Source organism: Porcincola intestinalis, from assembly GCF_009696445.1.
Lineage (GTDB): Bacteria > Bacillota > Clostridia > Lachnospirales > Lachnospiraceae > Porcincola > Porcincola intestinalis.
The window spans coordinates 70626-95046 of record NZ_VULZ01000005.1 but is presented as its reverse complement, the minus strand read 5'-3'; the positions used below and the strand labels follow the sequence as shown (position 1 = coordinate 95046).

18 protein-coding genes are annotated in these 24421 nt (G+C 54.6%); 1 reads left to right on the top strand and 17 read right to left on the bottom strand.

Going from position 1 to position 24421, the window contains the following annotated elements:
- The first annotated feature begins 86 nt into the window (after positions 1 to 86).
- The gene (ptsP, locus tag FYJ35_RS06165; RefSeq protein WP_154524612.1) at positions 87 to 1718 is read left to right on the top strand and encodes a phosphoenolpyruvate--protein phosphotransferase; all 1632 of its coding nucleotides are present in this window, start codon (positions 87 to 89) and stop codon (positions 1716 to 1718) included.
- A 127-nt stretch (positions 1719 to 1845) separates the two neighbouring features.
- On the opposite strand, the gene FYJ35_RS06160 is transcribed toward ptsP, so the two are convergent.
- The 17 genes from FYJ35_RS06160 to FYJ35_RS06085 form a co-directional block, all read right to left on the bottom strand.
- Positions 1846 to 3864, bottom strand: a complete 2019-nt coding sequence (locus tag FYJ35_RS06160) for a nucleotidyltransferase family protein (protein ID WP_154524610.1) — start codon at positions 3862 to 3864, stop codon at positions 1846 to 1848.
- A gap of 57 nt (positions 3865 to 3921) precedes the next feature.
- On the bottom strand, positions 3922 to 5559 hold the full coding sequence (locus tag FYJ35_RS06155; RefSeq protein ID WP_154524608.1) for a tetratricopeptide repeat protein: 1638 nt from the start codon (positions 5557 to 5559) through the stop codon (positions 3922 to 3924).
- Positions 5556 to 5714 (bottom strand): hypothetical protein, encoded by a 159-nt coding sequence (locus FYJ35_RS14400; RefSeq protein WP_205839739.1) that lies wholly within the window; start codon positions 5712 to 5714, stop codon positions 5556 to 5558. Before FYJ35_RS14400 ends, FYJ35_RS06155 begins: the two co-directional genes overlap by 4 nt.
- The gene (locus FYJ35_RS06150; protein WP_328597053.1) at positions 5711 to 7024 is read right to left on the bottom strand and encodes a bifunctional folylpolyglutamate synthase/dihydrofolate synthase; all 1314 of its coding nucleotides are present in this window, start codon (positions 7022 to 7024) and stop codon (positions 5711 to 5713) included. Before FYJ35_RS06150 ends, FYJ35_RS14400 begins: the two co-directional genes overlap by 4 nt.
- 10 nt (positions 7025 to 7034) lie before the next feature.
- The gene (rpoD, locus tag FYJ35_RS06145) at positions 7035 to 8213 is read right to left on the bottom strand and encodes an RNA polymerase sigma factor RpoD (RefSeq protein WP_235906418.1); all 1179 of its coding nucleotides are present in this window, start codon (positions 8211 to 8213) and stop codon (positions 7035 to 7037) included.
- Between the two features lie 65 nt (positions 8214 to 8278).
- On the bottom strand, positions 8279 to 9751 hold the full coding sequence (gene clpX, locus FYJ35_RS06140) for an ATP-dependent Clp protease ATP-binding subunit ClpX (RefSeq protein ID WP_154524604.1): 1473 nt from the start codon (positions 9749 to 9751) through the stop codon (positions 8279 to 8281).
- Between the two features lie 36 nt (positions 9752 to 9787).
- A complete protein-coding gene (locus FYJ35_RS06135; RefSeq protein WP_205839738.1) occupies positions 9788 to 11959 on the bottom strand; it encodes a trypsin-like peptidase domain-containing protein in 2172 nt (723 codons plus the stop codon).
- Between the two features lie 53 nt (positions 11960 to 12012).
- Positions 12013 to 13002, bottom strand: a complete 990-nt coding sequence (locus FYJ35_RS06130; RefSeq protein ID WP_154524600.1) for a glycosyltransferase family 2 protein — start codon at positions 13000 to 13002, stop codon at positions 12013 to 12015.
- A complete protein-coding gene (locus FYJ35_RS06125) occupies positions 12999 to 14588 on the bottom strand; it encodes an LCP family protein (RefSeq protein ID WP_154524598.1) in 1590 nt (529 codons plus the stop codon). Before FYJ35_RS06125 ends, FYJ35_RS06130 begins: the two co-directional genes overlap by 4 nt.
- A gap of 8 nt (positions 14589 to 14596) precedes the next feature.
- On the bottom strand, positions 14597 to 15997 hold the full coding sequence (locus FYJ35_RS06120; RefSeq protein ID WP_154524596.1) for an undecaprenyl-phosphate glucose phosphotransferase: 1401 nt from the start codon (positions 15995 to 15997) through the stop codon (positions 14597 to 14599).
- Positions 15998 to 16003: 6 nt separating this feature from the next.
- Entirely contained in the window at positions 16004 to 17041 is a 1038-nt protein-coding gene (locus FYJ35_RS06115; RefSeq protein WP_154524594.1) for a glycosyltransferase family 2 protein, read from the bottom strand.
- Positions 17034 to 18923, bottom strand: a complete 1890-nt coding sequence (locus FYJ35_RS06110) for a glycosyltransferase family 2 protein (RefSeq protein ID WP_154524592.1) — start codon at positions 18921 to 18923, stop codon at positions 17034 to 17036. Before FYJ35_RS06110 ends, FYJ35_RS06115 begins: the two co-directional genes overlap by 8 nt.
- A 22-nt stretch (positions 18924 to 18945) precedes the next feature.
- Positions 18946 to 20079 carry a dTDP-4-amino-4,6-dideoxygalactose transaminase gene (gene rffA, locus FYJ35_RS06105; protein WP_154524590.1) on the bottom strand — a complete coding sequence of 378 codons (1134 nt, stop codon included), beginning with the start codon at positions 20077 to 20079 and terminating at the stop codon, positions 18946 to 18948.
- A 1-nt stretch (position 20080) separates the two neighbouring features.
- Complete coding sequence (locus tag FYJ35_RS06100; RefSeq protein ID WP_154524588.1) at positions 20081 to 20434, bottom strand: EamA family transporter; 354 nt, start codon at positions 20432 to 20434, stop codon at positions 20081 to 20083.
- A complete protein-coding gene (locus tag FYJ35_RS06095; protein ID WP_154524586.1) occupies positions 20434 to 20856 on the bottom strand; it encodes a DMT family transporter in 423 nt (140 codons plus the stop codon). The genes FYJ35_RS06100 and FYJ35_RS06095 overlap by 1 nt, the downstream gene beginning before the upstream one ends.
- 113 nt (positions 20857 to 20969) lie before the next feature.
- Entirely contained in the window at positions 20970 to 22766 is a 1797-nt protein-coding gene (locus tag FYJ35_RS06090) for a glycosyltransferase family 2 protein (protein WP_154524584.1), read from the bottom strand.
- An 8-nt stretch (positions 22767 to 22774) separates the two neighbouring features.
- The gene (locus tag FYJ35_RS06085; RefSeq protein WP_154524582.1) at positions 22775 to 24421 is read right to left on the bottom strand and encodes a glycosyltransferase family 2 protein; all 1647 of its coding nucleotides are present in this window, start codon (positions 24419 to 24421) and stop codon (positions 22775 to 22777) included.

Below are 24421 nucleotides of genomic sequence, written 5' to 3'. Positions count from 1 at the left end.
AAAGTCCGTCACCACGCATGCTTGCATGCGAGTGGTGGCAGGACTGATTGACACGCATGTCATAAACTTGTTATCTGGGAGCTTTCATGGAAATCTATCGGGGAAAGGTCCTGCACAGCGGAATCGCTGCCGGGAAGATTCACATTCTGGAGCGCGGGCTCCATGTGGAAAAGAAAAAAGCTGTCGCAGATGTGGATGCGGAAGTAAACCGCTATCTTTCCGCGCGGAAATCGGCAGAAACGGAGCTGATGTGCCTGAAGCAGCAGGCAGCTGATGCGGTCGGGACTGAGAATGCAGCGATATTCGAGGCACAGGCACAGCTTCTCTCCGACAGCGAGCTGAACCGCGGTATTCTCGATCTCATCCGCAGTGAAAAGGCCAATGCGGAGTATGCTGTCTTCACGATCGCCCGAAAATACACCGATCTGTTTTCAGCCATGGGAAGCGACTATTTCAGTGCCAGAAGCGCCGATCTGCTGGATGCCATCCAGCGTCTCATCCGCATCCTGAAGGGGACCGGAAGGGACCGGAAGCTGGAAGAGCCCTCTCTGATTGCGGCCACGGATCTGCTGCCTTCTGACACCCTCCAGCTGGACCGCGAGCTTGTGCTGGCCTTTATCACGCTGGAGGGCTCGCCTCTTTCCCATGCCGCCATCCTGGCCCGGGGGCTGGATATCCCGGCTGTCAGCGGAATTCCGGTCCGGGAGGAGTGGGACGGACATCAGGCAATTGTAGACGCCGAGAGCGGGACGCTGTGCATTGACCCGGACAAAGAGACAGAGCGCCGTCTGTTGATGCGCCGCACTTCGCTGCTGGAAAACCGCAGCCAGTACCGTGCCATGATCGGGCAGGAATCCGTTACCACCGACGGAAAGCCGATCCGGCTCTATGCCAACATCGGGACGCCGTCCGATATCGCGTCCGCGCTTGAGAACGACGCAGAGGGTGTCGGTCTGTTCCGGACGGAGTTTCTCTGTCTTGGCAGAAGAACCATTCCGGACGAGGAGGAACAGTTTAAGAGCTACAAGGAAGCCTGCCGCCTGATGGGCGGCAGGCCGATCATCATTCGTACGCTTGACCTGGGTTCGGACAAGCAGTCAGAGCTTTTGAACCTGCCGCAGGAAAAGAATCCGGCGCTCGGATTTCGGGGAATCCGGATCGGTCTCACGCACCCGGAGCTTTTCTCGTGCCAGCTCCGGGCAATTTATCGGGCCAGCGTCTGTGGGAACCTGTCCATCCTGTTCCCGATGATCACCTCTGTCCGGGAAATCCTCCAAATCAAAAAGCTCATCCGCAGTGTGCAGGATGAGCTGACGAAGCGCCAGATTCCCTGGCGCAGCTGTCCGATTGGCATTATGATTGAGACCCCTGCCTCCGCTCTTCTCTCCGATGAGCTGGCCGGAGAGGTTGACTTTTTCTCGATCGGAACCAACGACCTGACACAGTATACACTGGCGATGGACAGGCAGAACGGAAGCCTCGATTCCTTCTACGACCCTTACAGCGAAGCTGTCATGAAGGAGATTGAGATAACAGTCAGAAATGGCCACAGGTACGGCTGCCAGGTCGGTATCTGCGGAGAGCTTGCGGCTGACACGGCTGTCACCGACAGGCTTCTGAAGATGGGGGTCGATTCCCTTTCTGTCTCCCCGCATATGATTCTCCCGGTCCGGAAAGCCATCCGGGAATCCTGCACCGATCCCGTTCCTGCTTTCTGAACAGGCGAGGCTGCAGCCCTCGCAGCTGCCGTGCCCCTTCCATAGCCTGGCTTTGGTTCGTATGGAATATGACAGCTTCGGGACAGATAGCCGTGTCCCCGTCACAGCCGGGCTTCGGAGGAAGGGTTCAGTCGGGGATGCCTGTCTGGATATCAAGCCGGAATCCATCCCACATGCTGGCAGAAACGTTGTAGTCTCTCAGATCCGTGACAATCCTGTGATAGAATGCCTGTCCGCCATGCACAATGTCGTAGGTCCTCGCATCCCCCCTGGCTTCCAGGTGCCGGCCGAAGGAGCTGTTCTCGATATCCTCCGCCCCGTAATCATCCGAGGAGCCATCCGGCCAGAAAATATACAGCCTGGGGATCTGAGGCTCCGAATTATACCGCACATCTCCAATCTGCCTGAGCAGTTCTCTCCCCTGTGCCTCGTAGCTGCACAGAACATGCGCATAGCGCCAGACTGTCCTCGTAAAATCCGAGACGCGCAGCTGCATCAGCCAGTCTTCATCCATCATGCCATGACCGTCATCTTTCGAGATGATCAGAACAATCGGAAACTGCCGCTCTCCCTTGATCGCCGCAGCCACCTCTCCGATCTGGTCCTCCCTGAGAATCCGCCTTCTTCCGGAGCAGGGCAGACCATTGGAGATCCCGACATTATCCACAATATTCTTGTAAAAAGCCGGGTAGCTGAAAAACCTGGAGGAAGCATCCGTTCCCGCGGACTCCTCCCGGTCAGGCTCTGCATACCCGTTGACCGTTTCCAGCCAGACCTGCGGCCGTGCGCCTTTCTCCGCCTTCCCGCCGATTTCCTCATCACCCGATGAAGGAGTTCCGTCGTAGCTCTCGTACAGATTGGCTTCGGCAAACCAGACCCTGCCGCCGATCTCCGGGTCAATGTGGCGCACATGCGCCTTCAGTCTGTGCTTCTCCTCGTTGTAGAGAACCGTCACATTGAAAGCCATAACCTCCGCATGGAAGGAAGATACCTTCTCCGGCATCCCATGGAACAGGCTTCCATATTTCTGGCTGATCCAGCTGTAGATGATATTGCTGCAGGTCTCAAAGAGAAGCTGTACCGAAGGCTTTTCCTCCTGCCGCATACGACTCCCATCCACCACCGTTTTCATCTGAAAAACAGTATGCCTGGTGAGCGGACGGATTTCATAGTGCCTGGACTCCGCATCCGTGTCCTCCCGGCCATCGTTGTAGACATCCCGTTTGCTGAAGACCTCCTCCAGCCGGGGATCGTGAAATACGCTGTCATTCAGGAGTGCGATGATCGTGTTGACATTGATCGGAATTCTCCGCGATTTCGCCAGAAGCTGTCCGATCAGAACCGGCCGCGGCGTGCGGAATATCTTTTTTGCCAGATTCTCCGTATTGACCATGTCCTCGTTCAGAATCTTCTCGACTTCCGGATAGAGCTGTGCCGCTCCCAGCTTCAGTCGGAAATGACTCTTCACCATGTCGCTCCACCTTCCGGACTTGTACAGCGCATGCCCCAGGTCCTCGAAGAGCGTCACCATCGATTTGTCGCACAGCTCCAGCGTCGCAAGGATCGAGTTGAAATACCTGGAGAATCCCGGATAGTGGCTCCAGAGCTCCTCTCCCTTGTACCGCATGTCATGCTCAACCTCATGCCAGCCTTCAAAAAACATCGTCTTGATCTGGATCTCGAAGGTATCATCGATACACATGTCCCAGGTCTGGGGCGAAATCTCTGCCTTCAGATAGGCAGGCAGCCGGAAGACGCCGTTGAGCTTCTGCGGCTTGAACTCATCCTCCTCACGCTTGGAAGTCGACCAGTTGACCACATCGAACGTATTCGCCATGATATTCTGGCAGATTGAAATGTCATCATCAAAGTACAGGTTGATGCGCACCCCGATCAGATCCTGAAGCTTATGGCCCTGGTTATAATCCTTCCGCTCAAACTTACTCTCCATGGAGGCAGCGGTCTTGATTCTCGAAAAACAACGGAAATAAAGACCGCACTGTTCCATCCGGTCGCTTATGATCCGCTTCAGATCCTGTTCCACCATCGGTGGAACCTTCACATTCTCTGCAAGCTCTTCTTTTGTAAAGAGGACCTGGTCTGTCTTCATATCCTCCGGGTCATCTATCGAATAGGGTCTGCTCATCGGTGAACTCCTGTATGCCGGCAGCTGCAGCCATGGCGGCTGCTGTCCGGCTGCGCATCATTGCGCATTGATCTGATTTCCGTACATATCATAGTTTTGTCCCGTCACAGGATCCGTCCAGGCTACCTGCGGCGTCTGCGTGCTGTTTCCATATACGGTAATATTCTCTGCCCCTGCGCCGGTTCCACTCTGCGAGCTTCCGGACGCGGAAGCCTGAGACGAGTTCGTCTGCGCTGTTGGGTTTGATGAATTCACAGACGCCTCTCCCTGTGACGCTGACTGGCTGCTGGCTCCTGCGCCTGCCGAGGATGCGCCTCCATTCATGTAGGGCTGGATGGTGGAAGCCTCATTCGGATACTTCTCGATGTAAGCCTTGAAAATCTCATCCGCTTTTGTGTAATCACCCTGGTTGTAGTAAGCAAACGCCAGATAATACAGGGCATTCTTGTAGTTGGCAGCCTTTCCTTCCTTGTCCGAATCGACTGCCTGCTGCAGAGCAGCCGCTGCTCCGGCATAGTCCTTGTTTACATATGCCTGGGATCCCTTCGTGAAGTACTGATTGAAAAGTGCATCTCCAATCTGGGATGTAATATCATCATACAATGTCTTCCCGGCACCGTCATAATCATCTGCTTTCAGTTTCCCGAGTGCCTCGACCGTCTTGATCTGGTCGCCAAGAACATAAAGGTCCGCGACCGAGAGCAGACTGTTGTAGCTTTCAATCCGGCTGTTTGCGTCATCCCGCTCCTTCTCAGCATTCTTTGCAGACTGATTGGCGCTGTCAATCTGATCCTGGAGGTCCTGTGCAGTCGCGGTCGCGGTCGCCAGAGACGCATTGGCATCCATGACCGACTTGTTTGCCTCATCGTTGGCGCTCTGCCGCACCTGTGGAACTGTCAGGAACCATACGATGGCTGCCCCCAGCAGAATTCCAAGAAAGATGTTGATGATTGTGGCGACCGTGGAAGAGTCCCTGAACGTTGTCGGCATGATGACAACATCATTTCCCGAAAGATACCGGACCGACTTCTCATCCTCCTGCCCCGGCGCACTACTTCTTCGTCTCGCAAATGGACGTCTGCCCCTTTCTCTGCGGACTTCCGTCAGGTATCTGAGTGTCGTTGTGTTGGTGTTGTCGATCTGCGCTGCTTTTTTCAAAAGCCTTCCTGCGCGATCCCACTCTCCATATTTCATATACAGAAGAGCCAGAAGCTGATACGCCTTGACCATCTTCGGATTCTGCGCGATCACCTTCTTGAGCTGCATGATGGCCATGTCCTCGTGGCCGCCCAGACAGTACTCAATCGACTGATTGTACTTGCGGATCGTAGAGTTGATGACATCAAGCCTGTTCTTATTGCTCTGAAGGATTCCCAGATATTGCTTGGCCAGATTATTTTCCGGTTTCAGATTGCTGCTGATTACCCACTCCACTAACGCTGAAACAACCTCGCCGGTCTCAAAATAGCAGAGGCCGAGCAGATTCCTTGCATCGATGTTTTCCTTGTTGAAGCGGACACTCTGCCTCAGAAGCGTCTGGGCTCCGGAAAGATCCCGCACAGAAGCCTTTTCCAGCCCTCTGTTATACAGAAGGTTGGAAATCCTCACAATCCGCTTCTGAATCGAGACATCCGCCCCGCAGTTTCTGCAGATGGTCTCACCGGTCAGTTCTGCCCCGCAGTAGATACACTTCATCGGACGCTCTTCCCCTTCTTCTCTTTTTCGTCCTGGATCATCTCTTTCAGAATATCCGTGACATCCGTCAGGTCTCTGCTGTAGATGGCATCCTCTGCTTCATTGACATCCATGGAAGGATGAAATTTCTTCAGCTCTTCCTCGTAATTGATCATACTTCACCTCTGACTATTTTTTCAATCGCGCCTGCCAGGTACAGTGAACCGGCGCAGAACAAAAGTCCGTCCCTCTTCCCTGCCACTGCTCTTCTGTATGCCTCCCGGATGTCGGGAACCGCCTCAACCGGACAGTCCGCATAGATACGGAAGATCTCCGCAAGTCTGTCTGCCGGAGCAACCCTTGGCCCGGCAATCTCAGTCGTCACAACAGCAGAAAAAAGACCGTCCGCGCACAGTTCCCGGATCATCGTCTGATAATCCTTGTCGGCAACGGCGGTAAAGAGAAGGGACACATTCTGTCTCTTCGCAATCCGCCTGACGGTCCGCAGGAACTGCGCAATCCCGTCCTCATTGTGTGCCCCGTCGACGATGACACCGGGTTCGATCATCTCCATCCTGCCGGGCCAGCGTGTCATGCCGACCGCCTTGATGACTGTTTCAGGATGAAAACACCCCTCCTTTTCCCCGAAAAGAGCCGCTGCCTGAAGCGCGATCAGGCAGTTCTCAATCTGATAATCGGCAAAAAAAGGAAGACGGACGTGTGCGTGTCCATAGTACCTGTTGTCCAGCGTAAATTCAATGCCGTCCGGCATGTAGGACACATCCGCCGGTTTCTCAGACACAATTGTCAGCGGTGCCTCCTGCTCCTGTGCGCGCCGGCAGATCACATCAAGTGCCTCCCGGACATCGAACTGCTCCCTCGGAAACCCGTCTGCCACGACGGGAACCCCCTTTTTGATAATGCCGGCCTTCTCGTATGCGATTTTCCCAAGCGTATCGCCCAGATATGCCATATGGTCAAAGCTGATGGACGTGATCACGGACAGATCAGGATGCCGGACACAGCTGGTGGCATCCAGCCTCCCGCCAAGCCCGGTCTCCATGACACAGACATCAATCTTCTGTTGTCTGAAGATCAGCATTCCCATTGCAAAAAGGAATTCAAAATAGGCCGGGTGCATCAGACCGTCCGCCTGCATCCTTCTCACACAGCCAAGGACCTCCTCAAACGCTTCTGTGAACTGCTCTTCCGGTACCATCCGTCCGCAGATTCTGAAGCGTTCCCTGACATCAACCAGATGCGGAGAGGTAAAAAGGCCTGTCCGCAGCCCCTCTTCCCTCAGAATACGGTCCAGGTACGCGCACACGGACCCCTTTCCATTCGTCCCCGCCACGTGAATCACCCGGAAACAGTCCTCCGGATGATTCAGGCGCAGAAGCAGATTTTCCGTATTTTCCTGCCTGGTTTTTTTTGTAAACCTGGGGATCTGATCTATATACCTGCATGCTTCATCAAAGGTCAACACTTTACCCTCGTCAGCTCAGAAAGTCCTTCAGCCGCTTGGATCTTGAGGGGTGCCTCAGCTTCCTGAGTGCCTTTGCCTCGATCTGGCGGATTCTTTCTCTTGTGACATTGAATTCCCTTCCGACTTCCTCCAGCGTCCTGGCACGGCCGTCCTCCAGCCCGAAACGAAGCGTCACAACCTCCCGCTCTCTGGATGTCAGCGAGCTGAGCGCATTGTTCAGCTCTTCCCTGAGCATACTGAAGGTTGCGGAGTCTGCCGGAGAGAGCGCCGTATCATCCTCGATGAAATCGCCCAGATGGGAGTCATCCTCCTCACCGATCGGCGTGTCGAGCGACACCGGATCTCTGGAAATCTTCAGAACCTCCCGTACCCTGGACTCCGGAACCCCAAGCTTGTCCGCGACCTCCGCCGGCGTGGGCTCCCGCCCGAGCTCCTGGAGCAACTGTCTCGACATGCGGAGCGTTTTGTTGATCGTCTCGACCATGTGGACCGGGACGCGAATGGTCCGTCCCGTGTCTGCAATTCCGCGTGTGATTGCCTGGCGAATCCACCATGTTGCGTAGGTCGAGAACTTGTATCCCTTCGTATAATCGAATTTATCGACAGCCTTCATCAGTCCCATGTTGCCCTCCTGGATCAGGTCCAGAAATGGCATTCCGCGTCCGACATACTTCTTCGCGATCGAAACCACCAGTCTCAGATTTGCTTCCGTCAGCTGATTTTTGGCATCCTGGTCTCCCTGCTCCACAAGCTTTGCCAGACGAACCTCCTGCTCGCTTGTGAGCAGCGGAACATTACCGATTTCCTTAAGGTACATGCGCACCGGATCCTCCGTCGAAACGCCGTCCAGGACATCTGCGTCATCCAGCTGTCCGGCCTCCGCCTCCTCGACCTCGGCCTCTTCCATATTGACCTCATCGTCATCCCCGGTTTCAATCAGAAGACTGTCATCCTCATCGGCATCCTGCCCTCCCTCATCCGGCATCTTGCCCCGGATCACATCGATGTTCTGCTCTTCCAGCGTCTGGTAGATGTGGTCTGTCTGTTCTTCATTCAGCGCAAAAGGCTCAAAGGCCTTGATGATCTCCTCTTCCTCGATGGTATTCTTGTTCTTCTTTGCTTCCGCAAGAATCTCCCTCAGCGTCTTGAGAAACTGCTGCTCCATGTTATGTGTATCGCTGCTGCTCATATTCTCTGTAACTCCTCTCCCGTTCTGTCCCCGTCCGGCCCTGTCCATCCTTCCCGGACTCGGAGCTATGACCGGCTGTGCCCCGCGTTTTCTTCCACACGCGGCAGCCTTGGCTGACTCTGCCGGAGGGTAATGACCGGCCCGCCCTTGTGTTCGATATAGGCTCGTGTAATCCGGACTGCGCCGATCTCATCGTCCTTCGGAACCTCATACATGATGTCGAGCATCATTTCCTCGATGACAGACCGGAGTGCCCGTGCGCCGGTATCCCTTTTCAGCGCTTCCTCCGCAATGCATGAAAGCGCATCCTCGTCAAACTCCAGCTTTACCTCATCAAGCTCCAGCAGTTTCTGATACTGCTTCAGAATCGCATTCTTCGGTTCCTTCAGGATCCGCACCAGCATATTTCTGTCCAGGCTGCAAAGCGAGAAGATCATCGGCAGGCGGCCGATAAACTCGGGAATCATCCCGAACTCCTTCAGATCCCCCGGCGTCACCTTTGCCAGAAGATCCGGATCGCTGTCATATGCATCCCTCAGCTGAGCGCCATAGCCGATGGAGGAGGCCTTTGTCAGCCGTTTCTTGATGATCTCCTCCAGTCCTGGAAATGCCCCTCCGCAGATAAACAGAATGTTCTGCGTGTTGATGGTGGTCATCGGCACCATCGCATTCTTGCTCATCGCGCCGACCGGGACCTCCACATCCGCACCCTCCAGAATTTTCAGGAGGCCTTGCTGAACCGACTCTCCGCTGACATCGCGTTGATTGGTATTCTGCTTTTTCGCGATTTTGTCGATCTCGTCGATGAAGACAATTCCGCTCTGAGCCTTCTCGACATCGTTGCCGGCTGCCGCCAGAAGCTTAGACAGAACACTCTCGACATCATCCCCGATGTAGCCTGCCTCTGTCAGCGCTGTCGCGTCTGCAATCGCCAACGGCACATCCAGGAGCCTGGAGAGCGTCTTCACAAGATAGGTCTTCCCGCAGCCTGTCGGGCCGATCATCAGCATGTTGGACTTCTCGATTTCAATGGCTTCTTTTGAGTTTGTATTGGTACGGACTCTCTTGTAATGGTTGTATACCGCAACCGATATCACCTTCTTGGCATAGTCCTGTCCGATCACGTACTCATCAAGCGCTGCCTTTATTTTATGCGGCGCCGGCAGCTCACGCACATCAAAGCGTGCCGGCGGAGCCTTCTCACCGGCTTCCTCTCCCTTTGTGCCTTCTTCCTTTTTCATGTTTCCCTGAAGGTCCGGAGAAAGGCCGGGATCCATCATGCCCATGCCCGGGAAATTCCTCAGATTCCCGAGATTGGACAGATTCAGCATATTCCGGATATTGGGGTCGTTCATCTGGTCAAATGACCGCTGCATGCAGTCTGCACATACCGTGAGCCCGCCCGGGATCGTAATCATCTTTCCGGCCTTGCTCTCCGTGCGATGACAGATAAAGCATACCTTTTCCTGGTGTCCGCCCTCCTCATCGCTGCTGCCGCTGCCTGCTGTATTCTGTTTGCTTTCGTCCTTCTCTTCCATTCGGCTCCTCTGATTTCTGCTTCCCTGTCACGATGATTATTCCAATATCACCTTTGTGGAGTATGTACGGTCGTATTTTCCGTCCTTGCCGGCACGCACGAAGGTTACCTTCACTGTATCTCCTGCTTTTGTTTCCTTCAGCGCATCTCTCAGATCCTCAACTGTCTCCACGCTCTGATCCCCGATCTTTGTGATCACATCATCAGCAGCAAGTCCTGCCTTCTCAGCGCCGGAGCCCTCCTCCACGGATGCCACATAGACACCCTTCGGCAGCCGGTAGACGATCTGATTTTCCTCTGAAATATCCGCCACGCGGACACCCAGCATCCCGGATTTTTTCTCAGAATCACCGGATTCAGACTCCGGCTGCGTCTCTTCAGCACGCTTCAGATTCCCGGATGGTTTTCCGATCGTCTGTCCCTGCTCCGGCGCCGTTGTCTGCGTTGTCTCTGTCTGCTTCTCCGTATCCTCCGGTTGTTTCTGTTCCGTCTCGGAAGTCATATTCTCTGTCTGTGCAGACTTCTCCCCGGATTCTCCAAACCGTCCGCTTCCCCGGCCGCTCAGGATATGACCAATCCCGGTTTTCGCGTCATTTGCCGGAAGCGCGTACCCCATCCGCTCAGTTGCATCCTGGCTGATCTTCCCGGCATTGATTCCAATGACCTCTCCGTCGAGATTCAGAAGAGCGCCTCCATAGTTGCCATAGTTAATCGACGCGTCTGTCTGAATATAGTCGTTTGAACCGTAGGCTGTCTTCATCGTGCGTCCGAGCGCCGACACGATTCCCTGTGTGACCGACTGCCCGTACCCGAGAGAATCACCGATTGCCACAACCCGCTCGCCAATCTTCAGGCTGTCAGAATCCCCAAAAGAGGCAACCCGGATCTGACCCTCTGCAGCGGCTCCAACATCCTGTTTTTTCACAGCAAGTACCGCCAGCTCCGTCCCGGCATCCGCTCCGACCAGCTCCGCATCCGCGAGCGTATCATCTGCCTGGGATTTTGCCCCGTTCTGGACCAGTCTGCTGCCGGCGTCCTCTGTCTCAGGAGCTCCGGCTGTCTTAGAAGAAGCTGTGTCATATATACCGGATTCCGTCTCTGCCTCTGTGGCTCGTTCTTCCTGCCTGCCTGAAACAGAGAAGCCCACCGTTATGTTCTGCGCCCGAGCAGCCAGATACGCGTCTGTCACAATATAGTAATATGTGTCATCCTCATCGATCACAATCCCGGATCCGACATTGCTCGTCTGGATCTGCTGCTCACCATAGAAAAAACTCTGAATCGTCTCCACCGACTGACTTGTGACGGAAACTACGGAAGGGAGGGCCTGAGCCGCCACATCCGACACATCGAGGGAGGTATTCAGCGAGACAGCATTCTTCCCAAGTTTTTCAGCCAGGCCTTCCTCTGATTCTGCATTCTTTTTCTCAGGCTTCTGCGTACTATCCCCTGCTCTTTGCTCCGTCTGAGGGGTGTCTGTCTGGCCTGTCTCTGAAACGCTTGTCTCCCCCGTCCCGGATGCCGGCGTGGTCAGCTGCGCTTTCTCAGATGATTCCTCCGTGTCGGCCTGTGCCTCAGTTTCCTTTGCTTCTGTCTCCTGTGCAATCTGAAAACCGGCTTCCGTCTCAATCTGCGCATGATCTTCCGTGTCTTCAGATCTCCACTTGTCCCGGTTGATAACCGCTGCCGAGATCGCTCCGACGACACCCGCCGTTACCACAAGAGTCAGCAGAATCCCCGGTACCTTGCTCTTGGGCTTGCTGAGCGGTTCCCCGGTCTGTGTATCAAACTTCGGCTCATCGTCAAAATCATGTTCCTTCGGCGGTTCCTGTGCAGGCTTCCCCTGCGCAGCCTGCTCCTGCATCTCGCCGGAGTCTCCTGCCTGTGGAGCTGATGGATTTCCCTGTTCCCCATCTGCACCATGCGCGCCCTGCATGCCAGAAGCAGGCTGTCCCGGCGTCTGGCCTCCGTCTTCCGTTCCCAGACTTCCGTCTTTCAGCTCCGGACCTCCGTCTTCCACTTTCCCGGTTTCTTCATCCGATACCTGACTTCCATCCTCCGGAGCCGATGACTCCGCTGCATCCCGGGTCTCATCCTCTGTCACTGAAAACGGATCCTCCGATGGCTTTTCTCCCTGCTCATCTGTGAAAGGATCTCTTCCCTGTTCATCCGAAACCTGGTCCTTATCATCATGGATTCCGTCGCTCATCGCTCTCATCTCCTTGTGTGGTTCATTGTTGGCAATCGTTTTAATCTACCATATCATTGTGTAGAATGTGTGGAGGTTCTTTTATTCTGTTCCCAGTATGCCGGACTGCCTGTGAGGATTCTCACAAGCCGGTCCGGAAGCTTCCGGTACTTTTTCCCCAGCTGGTATCCCGCATACTTGCAGCCGCTCTGCCACAAAAGCTGAGGCACCAGATATCCTCTTCCGCTCCGGATCAAGTCCGACGTTGTCTGCCGGACGAACCGCAGTCCTTCCCTGCTGCTCGAGGCCATATTAAAAATCTCCGGGTAGTCAGCCTGTGAAACCCCAAGATCAAAATTCCTGTGAAGCTGTCTGATCCCGCTGTAGTGATGTGCATGGTAAACCTGCGCGTCTGCACAATAGGCGATCCGGCCGCCATTCTGAATCATTTTCCCCGCGAGGATCATATCTTCATTGAAGATGACATCCCTCTCAAAACCACCAGCCTGGTCGTAGGCAGACCGTCTCCACATCGCACAGACATCAGAACAGAAAAATGTCTTGATGCCAAGCCGGTCCAGATCCGCGGCTGACTTGATGACAGAGGAGGGCGGATAATTAAATGTCCTGGCTTCCGCCTCCAGCACGCTGCTCTTCTTCCCCGGAAGCTGCCTCGCATACGCTGCCGCAACCGCCGGATCATCAAATGCATGCATCAGCCGCTCCACCAGCCTGCTGTCTCTCGGAAGCGCATCCTGTGTCATACAAAGCACAAGTTCAGTGTCTGTATGCCCGATTCCAAGATTTCTCGTCTTCCCGTGGCCGAAATCCCTCTGTCTGACCTCCAGCACCGTCAGCGCCGGGAATGAAGTCCGGAACTCCTCTGCAATTTCTGCTGCCTCCGTCCGCTGTGCTGTCCCGCACCCCTGAGGCTCCGGGATCGTATTGATGATCACAACTTCCTCAGGAATGTGCGTCTGTCTGGCCAGCCGGCGCAGAAGCTCATGAAAAAGCGGCCCCGGGCAAAAGGCCGGAATAACAACCCCAACTGTTTTCTCCATCATCCGATACCTGTATTGGTCACAATCTGCTGAGAAATCGACTGAACCGTCGATGTCGGCGTATAATCATTCTGCCCGAACAGGAAGGCGTGAAGTTCCTTCACATTGGCTGTCAGGTTGACCGGAACCACACAGTCCCCTGCCGGTGTGTCCGCCGGCTGTTGTTCAAACGGGAAGCCCGTCGAATCGCCAAGCGTCAGGCCTGACATCTCCGAAACAAGCCCCATGATTTCGGTGTTTGAGAAACTGGTTGAAATGTAAGGAAGCATTGCGTCCGCGACCTGGAGCATCTTCGTGGTGCCTTCCTTCTTCGCGATCTCAAAAATCTGCGTCAGAACATTCCGCTGCCGCTCTGTCCGTTTGTAATCATCACCAGATGTGTAGCGGATCCGGCAGTACGCCAGTGCCTGAATCCCGTTCAGATGCTGGTACCCGGCGGAAGTCACCGGCGTGATCTGCGCTCCGGTCACTTGCGCATTTTCTGTCTGATACCCGTTGATATAGGGCAGCTCATCCTCTGTGACATTGATATCCACACCACCGATGAGATCAACTGCCTTTACGACAGCATTGAAATTGACCGCTACATAATCTGAGATATCCAGATCCAGATTCTTGTTCAGCATATTGATCGAGCGCTCGGGTCCCCCGAAGAAATAGCATTCCGTCGCCTTTCGGAATTCTCCGTTCGTATTATCCAGATATGTATCCCGGTAGACGGAAACCATCTTCACATCTTTCGTGCTTTTGTTGATGCTGCAGATCACGATTGTGTCGGAGTGGGAATCCTTCGTCAATTGTCCCTCTCTGGAGTCGACCCCGTAAATCACAAAGTTCTGATAGCCTTTTTGAGACTGTATGCCTTCATTCTTCAGGATATTTCCCAGATGGACACGATCCAGCCTTGAAAACCGGTACACGCCAAACAAGACGACTGAAAGGATGATCAGAAGGACAAGCCGCACGATAAAGCGGCTTTTTCCGCTCTTTTTTGACTTCCGTTTTCCTGATGAGCGGGCTGACTGGTGCGCCGTTCCGTAGGTGCCCCGAAAGCGGGGCGCTTCCTGCTCCGTTCCGTAGTTTCCCTGAAAGCGGGGCGGTTCCTGCTCCATCCCATTGGGTCCCCGAAGGCCGGATGAGTCCTGCCAGCGTGACGGCTCATAGGAATTCTGCGGGCGGCGTGCCGTATATCTGCCCTTCCGGACATCGTCTTCGTCAAAGTCCTCGTATCCGCCCTCATAGCGGTCATCATACGGGTCGTTTTCCCACCTGTGCGTTCTGGAAGACTGCCTCCTTCCCGGCCTTTCCTCATCCGCCCGTCCATCCTGTCCGTAGAAGTCTTCGTTCCACTCGTCGCGGCGGCGATATCCACTCTGATCAGAACGCCAGGAGCCTTCCGGCCTCCCGAATTCCTTCTGCCGGTCATAGCTGTCTCCGACTCCGTACCCGTCCTGATGTCTGGACGAAACCCGCCTGCGGCTGTAGGGTTGCTCCTCCTCATACAGGCGATTGTCCCGGTCCTGGTATCTGCTCCCGCTTCCGCGGCTCGACTGGCTGCCTTTCTCCCGATTATTTCTTCCGTATGCCATAAAAATCCTCAATATGCATTTTTGTTGACAAATCCCTTGAATACTGTCAGAAACAGGATCTTGATATCCAGTCCGAACGTCCAGTGCTCTATATAATAAATGTCATAGTCAATCCGTTTCCGTATGGACGTGTTCCCCCGGTACCCGTTGACCTGTGCCCAGCCCGTCATCCCGGGGCGGACCTGATGTTTGACCATATACCTTGGAATTTCCTCCCGGAACTTTTCCACGTACTGCGGCCGTTCCGGTCTCGGTCCGACCAGACTCATGTCTCCCCTGAGCACATTGAACAGCTGCGGGAACTCATCCAGCGATGTCCTCCTGATGAATCTCCCGACCTTTGTCACTCTCGGATCGTTCTGCGTCGTCCAGCCCTTCTTCTCCTCCTCAGGATTCTGGACCTCCATGGAACGGAACTTGTACATCTGGAAGGGACGGTTGTGAAGACCGACCCGCTCCTGGCGGAAGATCACCGGCCCCTTTGATGTCAGCTTCACCGCCAGAGCGGTCCCGATCATCACCGGAGAGAAGATAATGATCGCAAAAATCGACACCACAATGTCAAACAGTCGCTTCACCATCGCATTGAATGTGTCGGAGAGCGGCACATAGCGGATATTCACAACCGGAAGCCCCAGAAGGTCTTCCGTGTACGGTCTGGACGGAATGATATCGGTGTAATCCGGAACAAACTGTGTGTGGACGCCGGATTTTTCACATGATGCTACAATCCGCTTCAGCTTATAGTATTCCGAAAGGCTCAGTGTAATCGCAATTTCATCCAGATTGTTTTCGGAGAGAATGTGTTCCAGCTCATCCGTCCCGCCCAGGACAGGCACCCCGTCGTACATATTGCCCTTCTTCGTGTTATCATCGAGGATCCCGTGAACCTGATACCCCCACTGGGGATTCTGCCGGATCCGGTCAATATATCCCTCAGCTGCTGCGCTGCACCCCACCATCATCATGTGCTTGAGGTTCATCCCCTTGCGGCGAATCCGGTGCAGCATCATCCGGATGACATTCCGCTCGATCACCAGGCTCAGAAAATTAATCCCGGTGAACAAGAACAGCATCTGTCTGGAGAAGTCCTGCTGCCGGATGACATACAGACAGAAGATGAACATCAGAAGCCCGACCATGTTGGCGAGGAAGATGTTTCCGGCCTCTACCCGTTTCCCGGATATTCTTCTCGGCTGGTAGAGCCTGAATCCGTCATACAGAAGGAGATACGCCGGGATCACAAAGACCAGCGCCAGCATATAGGTAGGAAATGAAAGCCGGCCCTGTGTCTTCGGCGTCCAGAATGTAAACTGAACCCACCAGGAAAACAGATAGCTGACAGCCGTTACCGCTGCGTCAATCACAACCTGCAGCCTGTTGAAATACTTCTGGTTATCCTTGATCAAGCGTCCTCACCTCCAGGTCTCAACGAGCGGTTTCAGCCCGAGCCAGAGCTCCCGCTGAACCTTCATGCAGGCTTTCAGCCCGCCGGACTTTTGGACTTTCCCGGGCATTCCTGCTTTTTTCCTTCTCGCCTTCATACCGTCAGACCAGACCGGCCCCCTCCCCGGAGAAATCCCCGCCGACATGCTGAGGCCCTGTGCGAGCCCCGAGCAGTAGGCTCTTCCAAATCCCTTCCCGGAAAACCAGCAAAGCTTGATGAGCGTTCCTGTCAGAAAGAGCGGCGCATTCAATGCCAGCTGCCAGGGCGGCATGTTCTTATGGATCATATAGAGGTTATTCCGGGCTGCCTTTTCAACCTTGAAGGCATTGTAGCGGGAGCCGCTCGTCGCGCTTCCCGCATGCCGGACAACCGCCCCAGGCACATAAAGATTCGTGTAGCCGGCAAGTCTTGCCCGCCAGCCGACATCGATGTCCTCCAGATAAGCAAAATGCCGCTCGTCAAAAAGACCGATCTGGGAGAAGACCTCCCGTCTGTACAGCGCTGCCGCAGCACAGCAGGCAAAACACGCCTCCTGCCGGTCATAGCGCGCAGCACTTTGTCCCTTTCCACGCGCAAAAGCCCAGCCCAGCGCGCAGAAGAAATCGCCCGCATCATCCATTTTCCCGGGATCCGTCAGGCTGACAAGTTTTGAACAGCATGAAAAGACCCTGCTTCCGCCCTTCTCCATCGCCCTGACAAGCGCCCCCAGTGCCGTCTCCTCGAGGACCGTGTCATTGTTCAGCAGAAAGACATATGGCGTCTTCGCCAGCAGAATCCCATCGTTTACAGCATGACAGAAACCGGTATTTTCCCTGTAAGCCCTGACATGGACCTCCGGAAAATGCGTGCGCACATATTCCACGCTCCCGTCCTCCGATCCGTTATCGATCAGGATTGTCTCGAAGCGCTGCTCGGTCTGCTTCCGAAGCGAGGACAGGCAGCCCTCCAGATATTTCATGCCATTGAAATTGGGTATCACGACCGTCACAATCTTCATATCAGTCATCACTCAGGGAATAATCCCAGCGTTTTAACGACAGATTCGGATTATAGAAGGGATCTCCTTGTTCGTAATAATCCGGCCATGCCGCCTTCATGAAGGCAGCCTCTTTCCTGAAGCGCTCCGCCTTCTCCTTCGTGTACTCGTCGCCCCTTGAGACCGACTCATGGTGGATGGCCTGCGCAAACGGATCATAGACGACAAGCCAGCCCTTCTCCCGAAGCTTCAGGCAGAGATCCACATCATTGAAGGCTACTGCCAGCTCCTTTCTGAAGCCGCCCACCTGCTCGAAGATCTCTCGCCGCACCATCATCAGCGCACCGGTCACAGCTGACAGGTCCTGCATGAGCGATGCCTTGTGCAGATAGCCGCCAAACGCGCCGTTCATCCCTGTAAACAGACTCCCGGCAACCTGACCGATCCCGATCACAACTCCGGCTGACTGGATTTTCCCGTCCGGATAAAAGAGCTTCGACCCTGCGGCTCCGACTCCCGGGCGCTCACAGACCGAAAGAAGCTCCGTCAGCCATCCGTCCTTCACCTCCACATCGTTGTTCATGAAGACCAGATAGGTTCCGTGTGCCTGATCTGCCCCTTTGTTGCATACAGACGAAAAGTTGAACGATGCTCCCTTCCACCTGACAACGCGCACATGGTCATTTCCCTGAATACTCTTGTAGTATGAGAGAATTTCACGGGAAGTGGAATTGTTCTCAACGACGATCACTTCATAGCGGTCATAGTCCGTATGGGCATGGATCGCATCGATGCACTTCTGAAGAACCTCCCGCTGCTCATGGTTGGGGATGATGATGGAGACGAGCGGGTGTACCTCCTCCCGGTACCGGATCCGGTAGAACCCGAAGTCCGGACTCACCACCACGTCCCCTTTCTCGCCGCACCGGTCAAGGTGTGCAAGAAGCGCTCTTCTTCCGGCGTCATAGGCATAGGACTTGCTTTCCGGGTTGTCAGCAGTCGACTGTTCATGGACGCGCCACGCATACAGAACACGCGGGATATGCACGATCCCAGGCTGAGCCTCCCTCCCGTACCCGCATCCACATTGTGCCCGGATGAGATCTGTACACCGGAGAATGAAGTCATAATCCTGAGCCCCGTCATACATGCTGTCAAATCCGCCCGCTTCCCTGGCAATCGATGTCTTCACAATCAGGAAATGGCAGATATAGTTATTGGAGCGGAGCAGATCCAGATTGAAATCAGGCTTGAAATGCGGCTGAAAATGCTCTTCCCCGCCCTTCCCGTCGTCCCGGATCTTGTCCTCATCGGTGTAGAGCAGAAGCGGCTCCTTTCTTCCGGCCCCGCAGGCAGAGACGATTGCCTTCCAGGCATGATACAGCGCGTCGGGCTCAATTCTGTCATCGTGGTCCATGAAACAGACATAATCCCCCCGCGCAGAGAAAAGCCCGGCATTTGTGTTCTGCGCGATTCCCTGGTTTTCAGAGAGAGCGAGTACGCGCACCCGTCTGTCCTTTTCCTCCAGCACTCGCAGGGACGCTGAACATCTCCGGTCATCCGGACTGGCATTCACCAGTATAAGCTCAAAATCAGGGAAGGACTGACTGAGCACAGACTGCGCCATCTCCTGAAGGTACCGCTCCGGTGTCCGGTAGATCGGCACAATCACCGAAAAAAGCGGCTCCTGCTCCTTCTTCCCGGATCTCAGATATGCCTCTGCTTCCCTTCTCTGCGCAGCGAGCTCCTCCCCGTTCGCCCTTCGCTTTTCAAACCACGGGCTGTACGGAACATGCTCCGGTGCCAGACGTTCCTGCACCCTGACGGCAAAGTCATGCAGTCCATAGTGGCGCAGATAGCGAAACGCTTTCCGGATGTAATAGGGTTTGAACTTCCGAAGCATCGAATCCATTCAACCGTCTCCTGACGAGCGCTTAGTGAAACCCTGGATAGTTCAGCAGACATTCTGCTGTATATTCCATGTCCTTCTCTTCCAGATTGTAGAACATCGGAAGGCGCATCAGCCGCTCGGACTCCCTCGTCGTATAGACATCCTCCCCTGAGAACCGCCCGAACCGCCTTCCTGCCTCCGAAAGATGAAGCGGGATATAGTGGAAGACACACAGAACCCCCTTCTCCTTCATGTACCGGATCAGGTCTGTCCTGACATTCAGGTCCTTCACCTTGATATAGTACATATGTGCATTATGCTGCGCGTAATCCGGAATATACGGCTGCTCGATATACCCTGCATCGGCAAGCGGTTTCAGCGTTTCATTATAATAATTCCAGATGGCCATCCGTTTTTCCTGGATCTGATCGAAAACCTGCAGCTGGGCCCAGAGATAAGCGACATTCAGCTCAGACGGCAGATACGAAGAGCCATAGTCCACCCATGTGTACTTGTCAATCTGACCGCGGAAGAACTTGCTCCGGTTCGTTCCCTTCTCCCGGACAATCTCCGCGCGCTCCCGGTCTTCTTCCCTGTTGAATACAATCGCTCCGCCTTCTCCCATGGAATAATTCTTTGTCTCATGAAAGCTGTAGCAGCCATAATCCCCGATCGTCCCGAGTGCCTTTCCTCTGTAGTAGGCATTCACCCCCTGTGCGGCATCCTCGACCACCTTCAGATTGTGCTTTTTCGCTATCGCCATGATCTTGTCCATGTCACAGGCAACTCCTGCATAATGGACCGGGACGATCGCCCGTGTCCGATCCGTAATGGCTTCCTCAATCAGATCCGCGTTCATGTTCATGGTCTTCGGATCGATGTCGACATAGACAATCTTTGCCCCGCGCAGGACAAAAGCATCTGCGGTCGACACAAACGTGTAGGACGGCATGATCACCTCGTCGCCAGGTTCAAGACTGCACAGCCAGCTTCCCATCTCCAGAGCTGCCGTGCAGGATGTCGTCAGATAACAGTAGCGGACCTGGAACTTGTTCTCCAGCCAGGCAGAAGCCCGCTTTGTAAAGTTCCCGTCCCCGCAGAGCTTGCCGCTCTCCAGCGCTTCCTGGAAATACTTCTGCTCTGTCCCGACAATGGGTGGTCTGTTGAAATCAATCATGTCAGCCTCCAATTGAAAAAACCGCGATTCCCGCGATCATGATCAGCATGCCCAGAATTCTGCGCTTTGACAGCTTCTCGTGCAGAAGCAGCACCCCGATCACAGGTACAAAGATATAGCTGAGCGGCTCGACGATCGGCGAGTAGGTCAGCGGTACATATTTCAGCGCATAGTAGGTCAGAAAGACCGACACAAAAAAGATGCCGTATGCGCCGGCAACCATCGGATTCAGATATTCCTGAAGCCTGGTCTTGTGTGTCTTGTTTGCCTCAACCTTGAGCATCACCTGCGCAATGGAAGAAATAAACACGGAAATGATCCAGATCAGGAGATATTTCCACAGTCCCGTAAACATCAGTGCTGCTCCTCCTTTCCGGCTTCGCCGCCAGCCACGAGGCTTCCGGTCTTCTGCTGCGGTTGACCGCCGCTGACACCGACCATGATCCCGACCAGGATGATGACCGAACCCAGAACCATATTCCAGGTCACCTTTTCCTGAAAGATCAGGACGCCCCACACAAGCCCCCAGATAATGGTGATCGGCTTGTTGGTGAAGGCAAAGGTCAGCGACATGTGCTTAAGCACCTGCTGCCAGGCAACGGCAAATGTGAACAGGGCGACGAACATCAGCCCGAAAAAAAGGATCCACATAGGTGACAGCGTTTTTTCACGGCCTGCCAGCTTGGAGAACACACCCTGTATGGAATTCACAATCAGGCTCAGGTGGAGCGCAAGAAACCAAAGAATGGGCACCTCAAGCCCCTTATTTTTCTTCATATTCCGGATGATCCCCCTTCTCTTCTGATCTCATCGTTCTCTTTCCAGGTTCCGTGAGTCAAAGCCGCCATGCCCTCCGTGCGGCTGGTTTTTCATTATAGCATCCGGAGCCCTCAGCCGCAAATCAGCCATTTCGGCACACCGGCGTTGATCTCGTAATGACACGTTCTCAGAGAAAGATTCGGATTGTAATGGGGGTCTCCCTCCTTCAGAGTCTTCTCCCATTTTTTTCGGAAATGCCGCTTTTCGTTTTCAAAGCGCTTTGACTTCTCCCTGCTGTTCTCATATCCCCTGCTGGCTGACTCATGATGATACAGCTCTGCAGTCGGTTCAAAAAGAATGTGATAGCCGGCTTCACCAAGCCGGAGGCAGAAATCCACATCATTCAACGCCACCGGAAATTCCATTGAGAACCCGCCTGCCCGCCAGAATGCCTCCCTTGAAACCATCATGCAGGCCGCTGTCACAGCACTCATCCTGCTGACAGCCGCGGCACGGTTCATATAGCCCGGATCCTCATTCTTCCCGCCAACCATCATGCTGCCTGCAAAGCCCATGATTCCGATGACAATCCCCGCAGACTGGACAGTCCCGTCCGGATACAAAAGCTTCGGGCCAACTGCTCCGACCTTCTCCCTCATACACTGAGACAGCAGCCTCTCAATCCAGTCCGGTGTCTTGACCGTCACATCATTGTTCATCAGAACCACATAGTCGCCCGCGGCCTCCCGAACCCCTTCATTGATGATCGCGGAAAAATGAAACCCCTTCTCCCGGTACCGGACAACCCGGACCGGCAGCTGCCTGTACATTCCTTCCTTCAATGTGTCATAAAACGAAAAAGTTTCAGGTTCACTTGAATTGTTTTCGACAATGATAATCTCCAGTCTCTCCCAGGTCGTCAGGCTGCAGACTGAATCCAGACAGCGTTTCAGCATCGAGGCATGATCCTTGTTTGGAATGACAAGGCTGACAAGCGGGCTTTCCGGATGCAGATACCGGATATGGAAACAGAGAGGCCCTCTTCCCCGCTCCACGATGCCTGCCTCTCCCTTTCTGCTGAGATCACGCTTGAGCACCTGTATAAATGCATCATCCCTGACCTGATTCTCCTGCCGACGCATCGCCTCTTCGTCCTGCGGCTTTCCTCCCGCATCGCTCTGGCTCACCACGATCTTCTCCTTCCGGCCAGCCGCATGGCATAGAATCTTCGGGACATGCGCTACATGTTCCCGTGAAAGCTCCGTACAGAGTAGCGTCATCTCATAGTAGACAGCCGGATCAGCCAGTTCAGCCGTCGGCATACCGGCAGCACCTCGCAGTATATGCGCAGCCCTGCGGAGGATCCCTGCCTTCACTCCAAAAAGAGAGCCGATATACGGGACCGACCTCAGATAATCCGGATCATAATCCGGCTTGAAAAGCGGATCGGACAGCATTAGCTTCTCCCGTTCTCCGTCCTTCGCCAGCCTGTACCTGTCCTCATCCGAGTACACGCAGCTGCTCCCATCCAGAATTGCACGCGCAAGCTCAAACAGGGCATGGGGCGGAAGCAGGTCCCCGGCTCTTACAAAAACGATGAGATCCTCATCGCTCACCTGAGTTGTCAGGGCATCACACAGCTCTGCATTCAGGTATGTCTGCCGGCGGAGCGTTTCTTCTGTTCTGCGGAAGGCTTTTCCCCTCACCGGTTCTCCCTCCTGCTGAAGGATCATCACCCGGATCTTCGGCATGCTCCCTATTCTCAGACTTTTCTGATACCCCATCTCCAGAGGCGAAGGCTCCTGCGCGCGTACCCACCTGTTATAGTCAAAACGGGCATCTGCCAGCTTCTCCGCCGCCCTGGCAGTGAATTCCCTGATCCCCCTGTTTTTCAGATAGACAAGTCCCTTTTGAATTTTCCCTGTCATCACTCTGGTTACTCCATCCGCAGATACTTCAGGTAAGGTGCTCTGGCTTCACGGACCGGATCCTTGCAGGTATATGTCCGCCCTGTCAGCGTCAGATTCGGGTTGTAGAACGGATCCCCGGCTTCAAGCTCCTTTTCCCATCGTCTGACAAAAATCCCGATTTCCCGGTGGAACCGTCTGACCTTTTCTTCACTGTCCTCCGCGCCTCTGGACGCAGACTCATTGTGAATCAACTCGGCATTCGGGCAGATGAGAACCCGGTATCCTTCCTTCCGGAGTCTGAGGCACAGATCCACATCATTGAATGTCACCGCCAGCTCCTCATCAAAGCCGCCGGCCTGTTCATAAACCTCCCGCCGCATCAGCATGCAGGCACCGGTGACGGCTGACACATTGCGTGTGTGCTCAAAGAGAAGTTCCGGATACTCCCCCGGCAGCTCTCCCAGCTCCTCTCCCTGATACGCATGCCCGGCGATACCTCCGTACCCGAGGATGACGCCGGCATGCTGAACCGTATGGTCCGGGTAGATCAGAAGAGCGCCGACCACACCGACATCCTGTCTCTCGGCATGAGATGCCAGGTACCAGATGCTTGACGGCTTCAGAATCACGGTATCATTGTTCAGAAACAGCAAAAACCGTCCATGAGCCTTCGACGCCCCGAAATTGTTGATTCTGGAATAATTGAAGCTCCCTGTATAGGTGTACACATGAATCCGCTCATCCCGCTTCTGAATCTCCTCATAGTACTGGAAAATCTCCGGCGAAGAGCTGTTGTTCTCGACGATGATGATCTCCAGATTGTGGTAGGCGTTGACTTCCAGGAGGGAATCGATGCAGCTCTTCAGTTCCCTGACATGATCCTTGTTGGGGATGATCACGGAGACAAGCTCCAGGTCCTTCTTCAGCAGCGGAATATGTCTGTCCACACTGACCTTCCGCGCGTTTTCCAGAACCTCATGATAGAGGATCCTCGGAATATGGCGGACAGTCCCGCTTCTTTCCTGCCCGGGTCTGACATGCTCACCCTTGCACAGACGCTTCAGGAAAGCATGGACGCCGTCACTGTCCAGGCTGACCTTTCCGCCCGAATCCCGCTCCATTTCCCCAGACACCTTCCGGAACAAGGCTGTCCTGACAAGAAAGACATTCCCCATATAATTAACCTTTCTCAGCAGGATCGGGTCATATTCCGGACGGAATGCCGGGTTCGTCTTCCTGCCTTCCGCATCAATGCAGTCCGAGTCAAAGTACACGAGGTCCACATACCCGCCGTTGTCCTCGTTCAGAAGCCTCACACAGGAGGACAGCATATCCGGCGTCAGGGTACAGCCCGGGCCTGCAAACAAGGTATACTCCGCCTCGGGACAGTCCTTCAGCGGCCGGACATTCCGGTAGGTCTGCAGGGACAGAGACTGAACGAAGGCTGCCCGGTCTCTCCCCTCCGCGTGAGCGTACACGCCGATTGTCGGCTGGAAATGAAAGACCTCCTTCGAAATCTTCGCATAGCCGCGGGAGGAAATCCGGGTGTGTTCCAGCCACCGTTCGTAGGGGACCTCCTCATGCTCCGGCGCGAAGAACCGGTCTCTGATGCTTACCGCTGCCTGCTGCAGGCTGAAAAGATTCAGATAATTTTTCAGCTTCCCCAGATTCAT

Bases quoted from the DNA above. Each gene is read 5' to 3' on its own strand.
- FYJ35_RS06095 (WP_154524586.1), bottom strand. From the start codon at position 20,856: ATGAAGAAAAATAAGGGGCTTGAGGTGCCCATTCTTTGGTTTCTTGCG.
- FYJ35_RS06135 (WP_205839738.1), bottom strand. From the start codon at position 11,959: ATGAGCGACGGAATCCATGATGATAAGGACCAGGTTTCGGATGAACAG.
- clpX (WP_154524604.1), bottom strand. From the start codon at position 9,751: ATGGAAGAGAAGGACGAAAGCAAACAGAATACAGCAGGCAGCGGCAGC.
- ptsP (WP_154524612.1), top strand. From the start codon at position 87: ATGGAAATCTATCGGGGAAAGGTCCTGCACAGCGGAATCGCTGCCGGG.
- FYJ35_RS06090 (WP_154524584.1), bottom strand. From the start codon at position 22,766: ATGACAGGGAAAATTCAAAAGGGACTTGTCTATCTGAAAAACAGGGGG.
- FYJ35_RS06110 (WP_154524592.1), bottom strand. From the start codon at position 18,923: ATGGATTCGATGCTTCGGAAGTTCAAACCCTATTACATCCGGAAAGCG.
- FYJ35_RS06115 (WP_154524594.1), bottom strand. From the start codon at position 17,041: ATGACTGATATGAAGATTGTGACGGTCGTGATACCCAATTTCAATGGC.
- FYJ35_RS06125 (WP_154524598.1), bottom strand. From the start codon at position 14,588: ATGGCATACGGAAGAAATAATCGGGAGAAAGGCAGCCAGTCGAGCCGC.
- FYJ35_RS06130 (WP_154524600.1), bottom strand. From the start codon at position 13,002: ATGATGGAGAAAACAGTTGGGGTTGTTATTCCGGCCTTTTGCCCGGGG.
- FYJ35_RS06160 (WP_154524610.1), bottom strand. From the start codon at position 3,864: ATGAGCAGACCCTATTCGATAGATGACCCGGAGGATATGAAGACAGAC.
- FYJ35_RS06100 (WP_154524588.1), bottom strand. From the start codon at position 20,434: ATGTTTACGGGACTGTGGAAATATCTCCTGATCTGGATCATTTCCGTG.
- FYJ35_RS06155 (WP_154524608.1), bottom strand. From the start codon at position 5,559: ATGAAGTGTATCTACTGCGGGGCAGAACTGACCGGTGAGACCATCTGC.
- FYJ35_RS06085 (WP_154524582.1), bottom strand. From the start codon at position 24,421: ATGAATCTGGGGAAGCTGAAAAATTATCTGAATCTTTTCAGCCTGCAG.
- FYJ35_RS14400 (WP_205839739.1), bottom strand. From the start codon at position 5,714: ATGATCAATTACGAGGAAGAGCTGAAGAAATTTCATCCTTCCATGGAT.
- rpoD (WP_235906418.1), bottom strand. From the start codon at position 8,213: ATGAGCAGCAGCGATACACATAACATGGAGCAGCAGTTTCTCAAGACG.
- rffA (WP_154524590.1), bottom strand. From the start codon at position 20,079: ATGATTGATTTCAACAGACCACCCATTGTCGGGACAGAGCAGAAGTAT.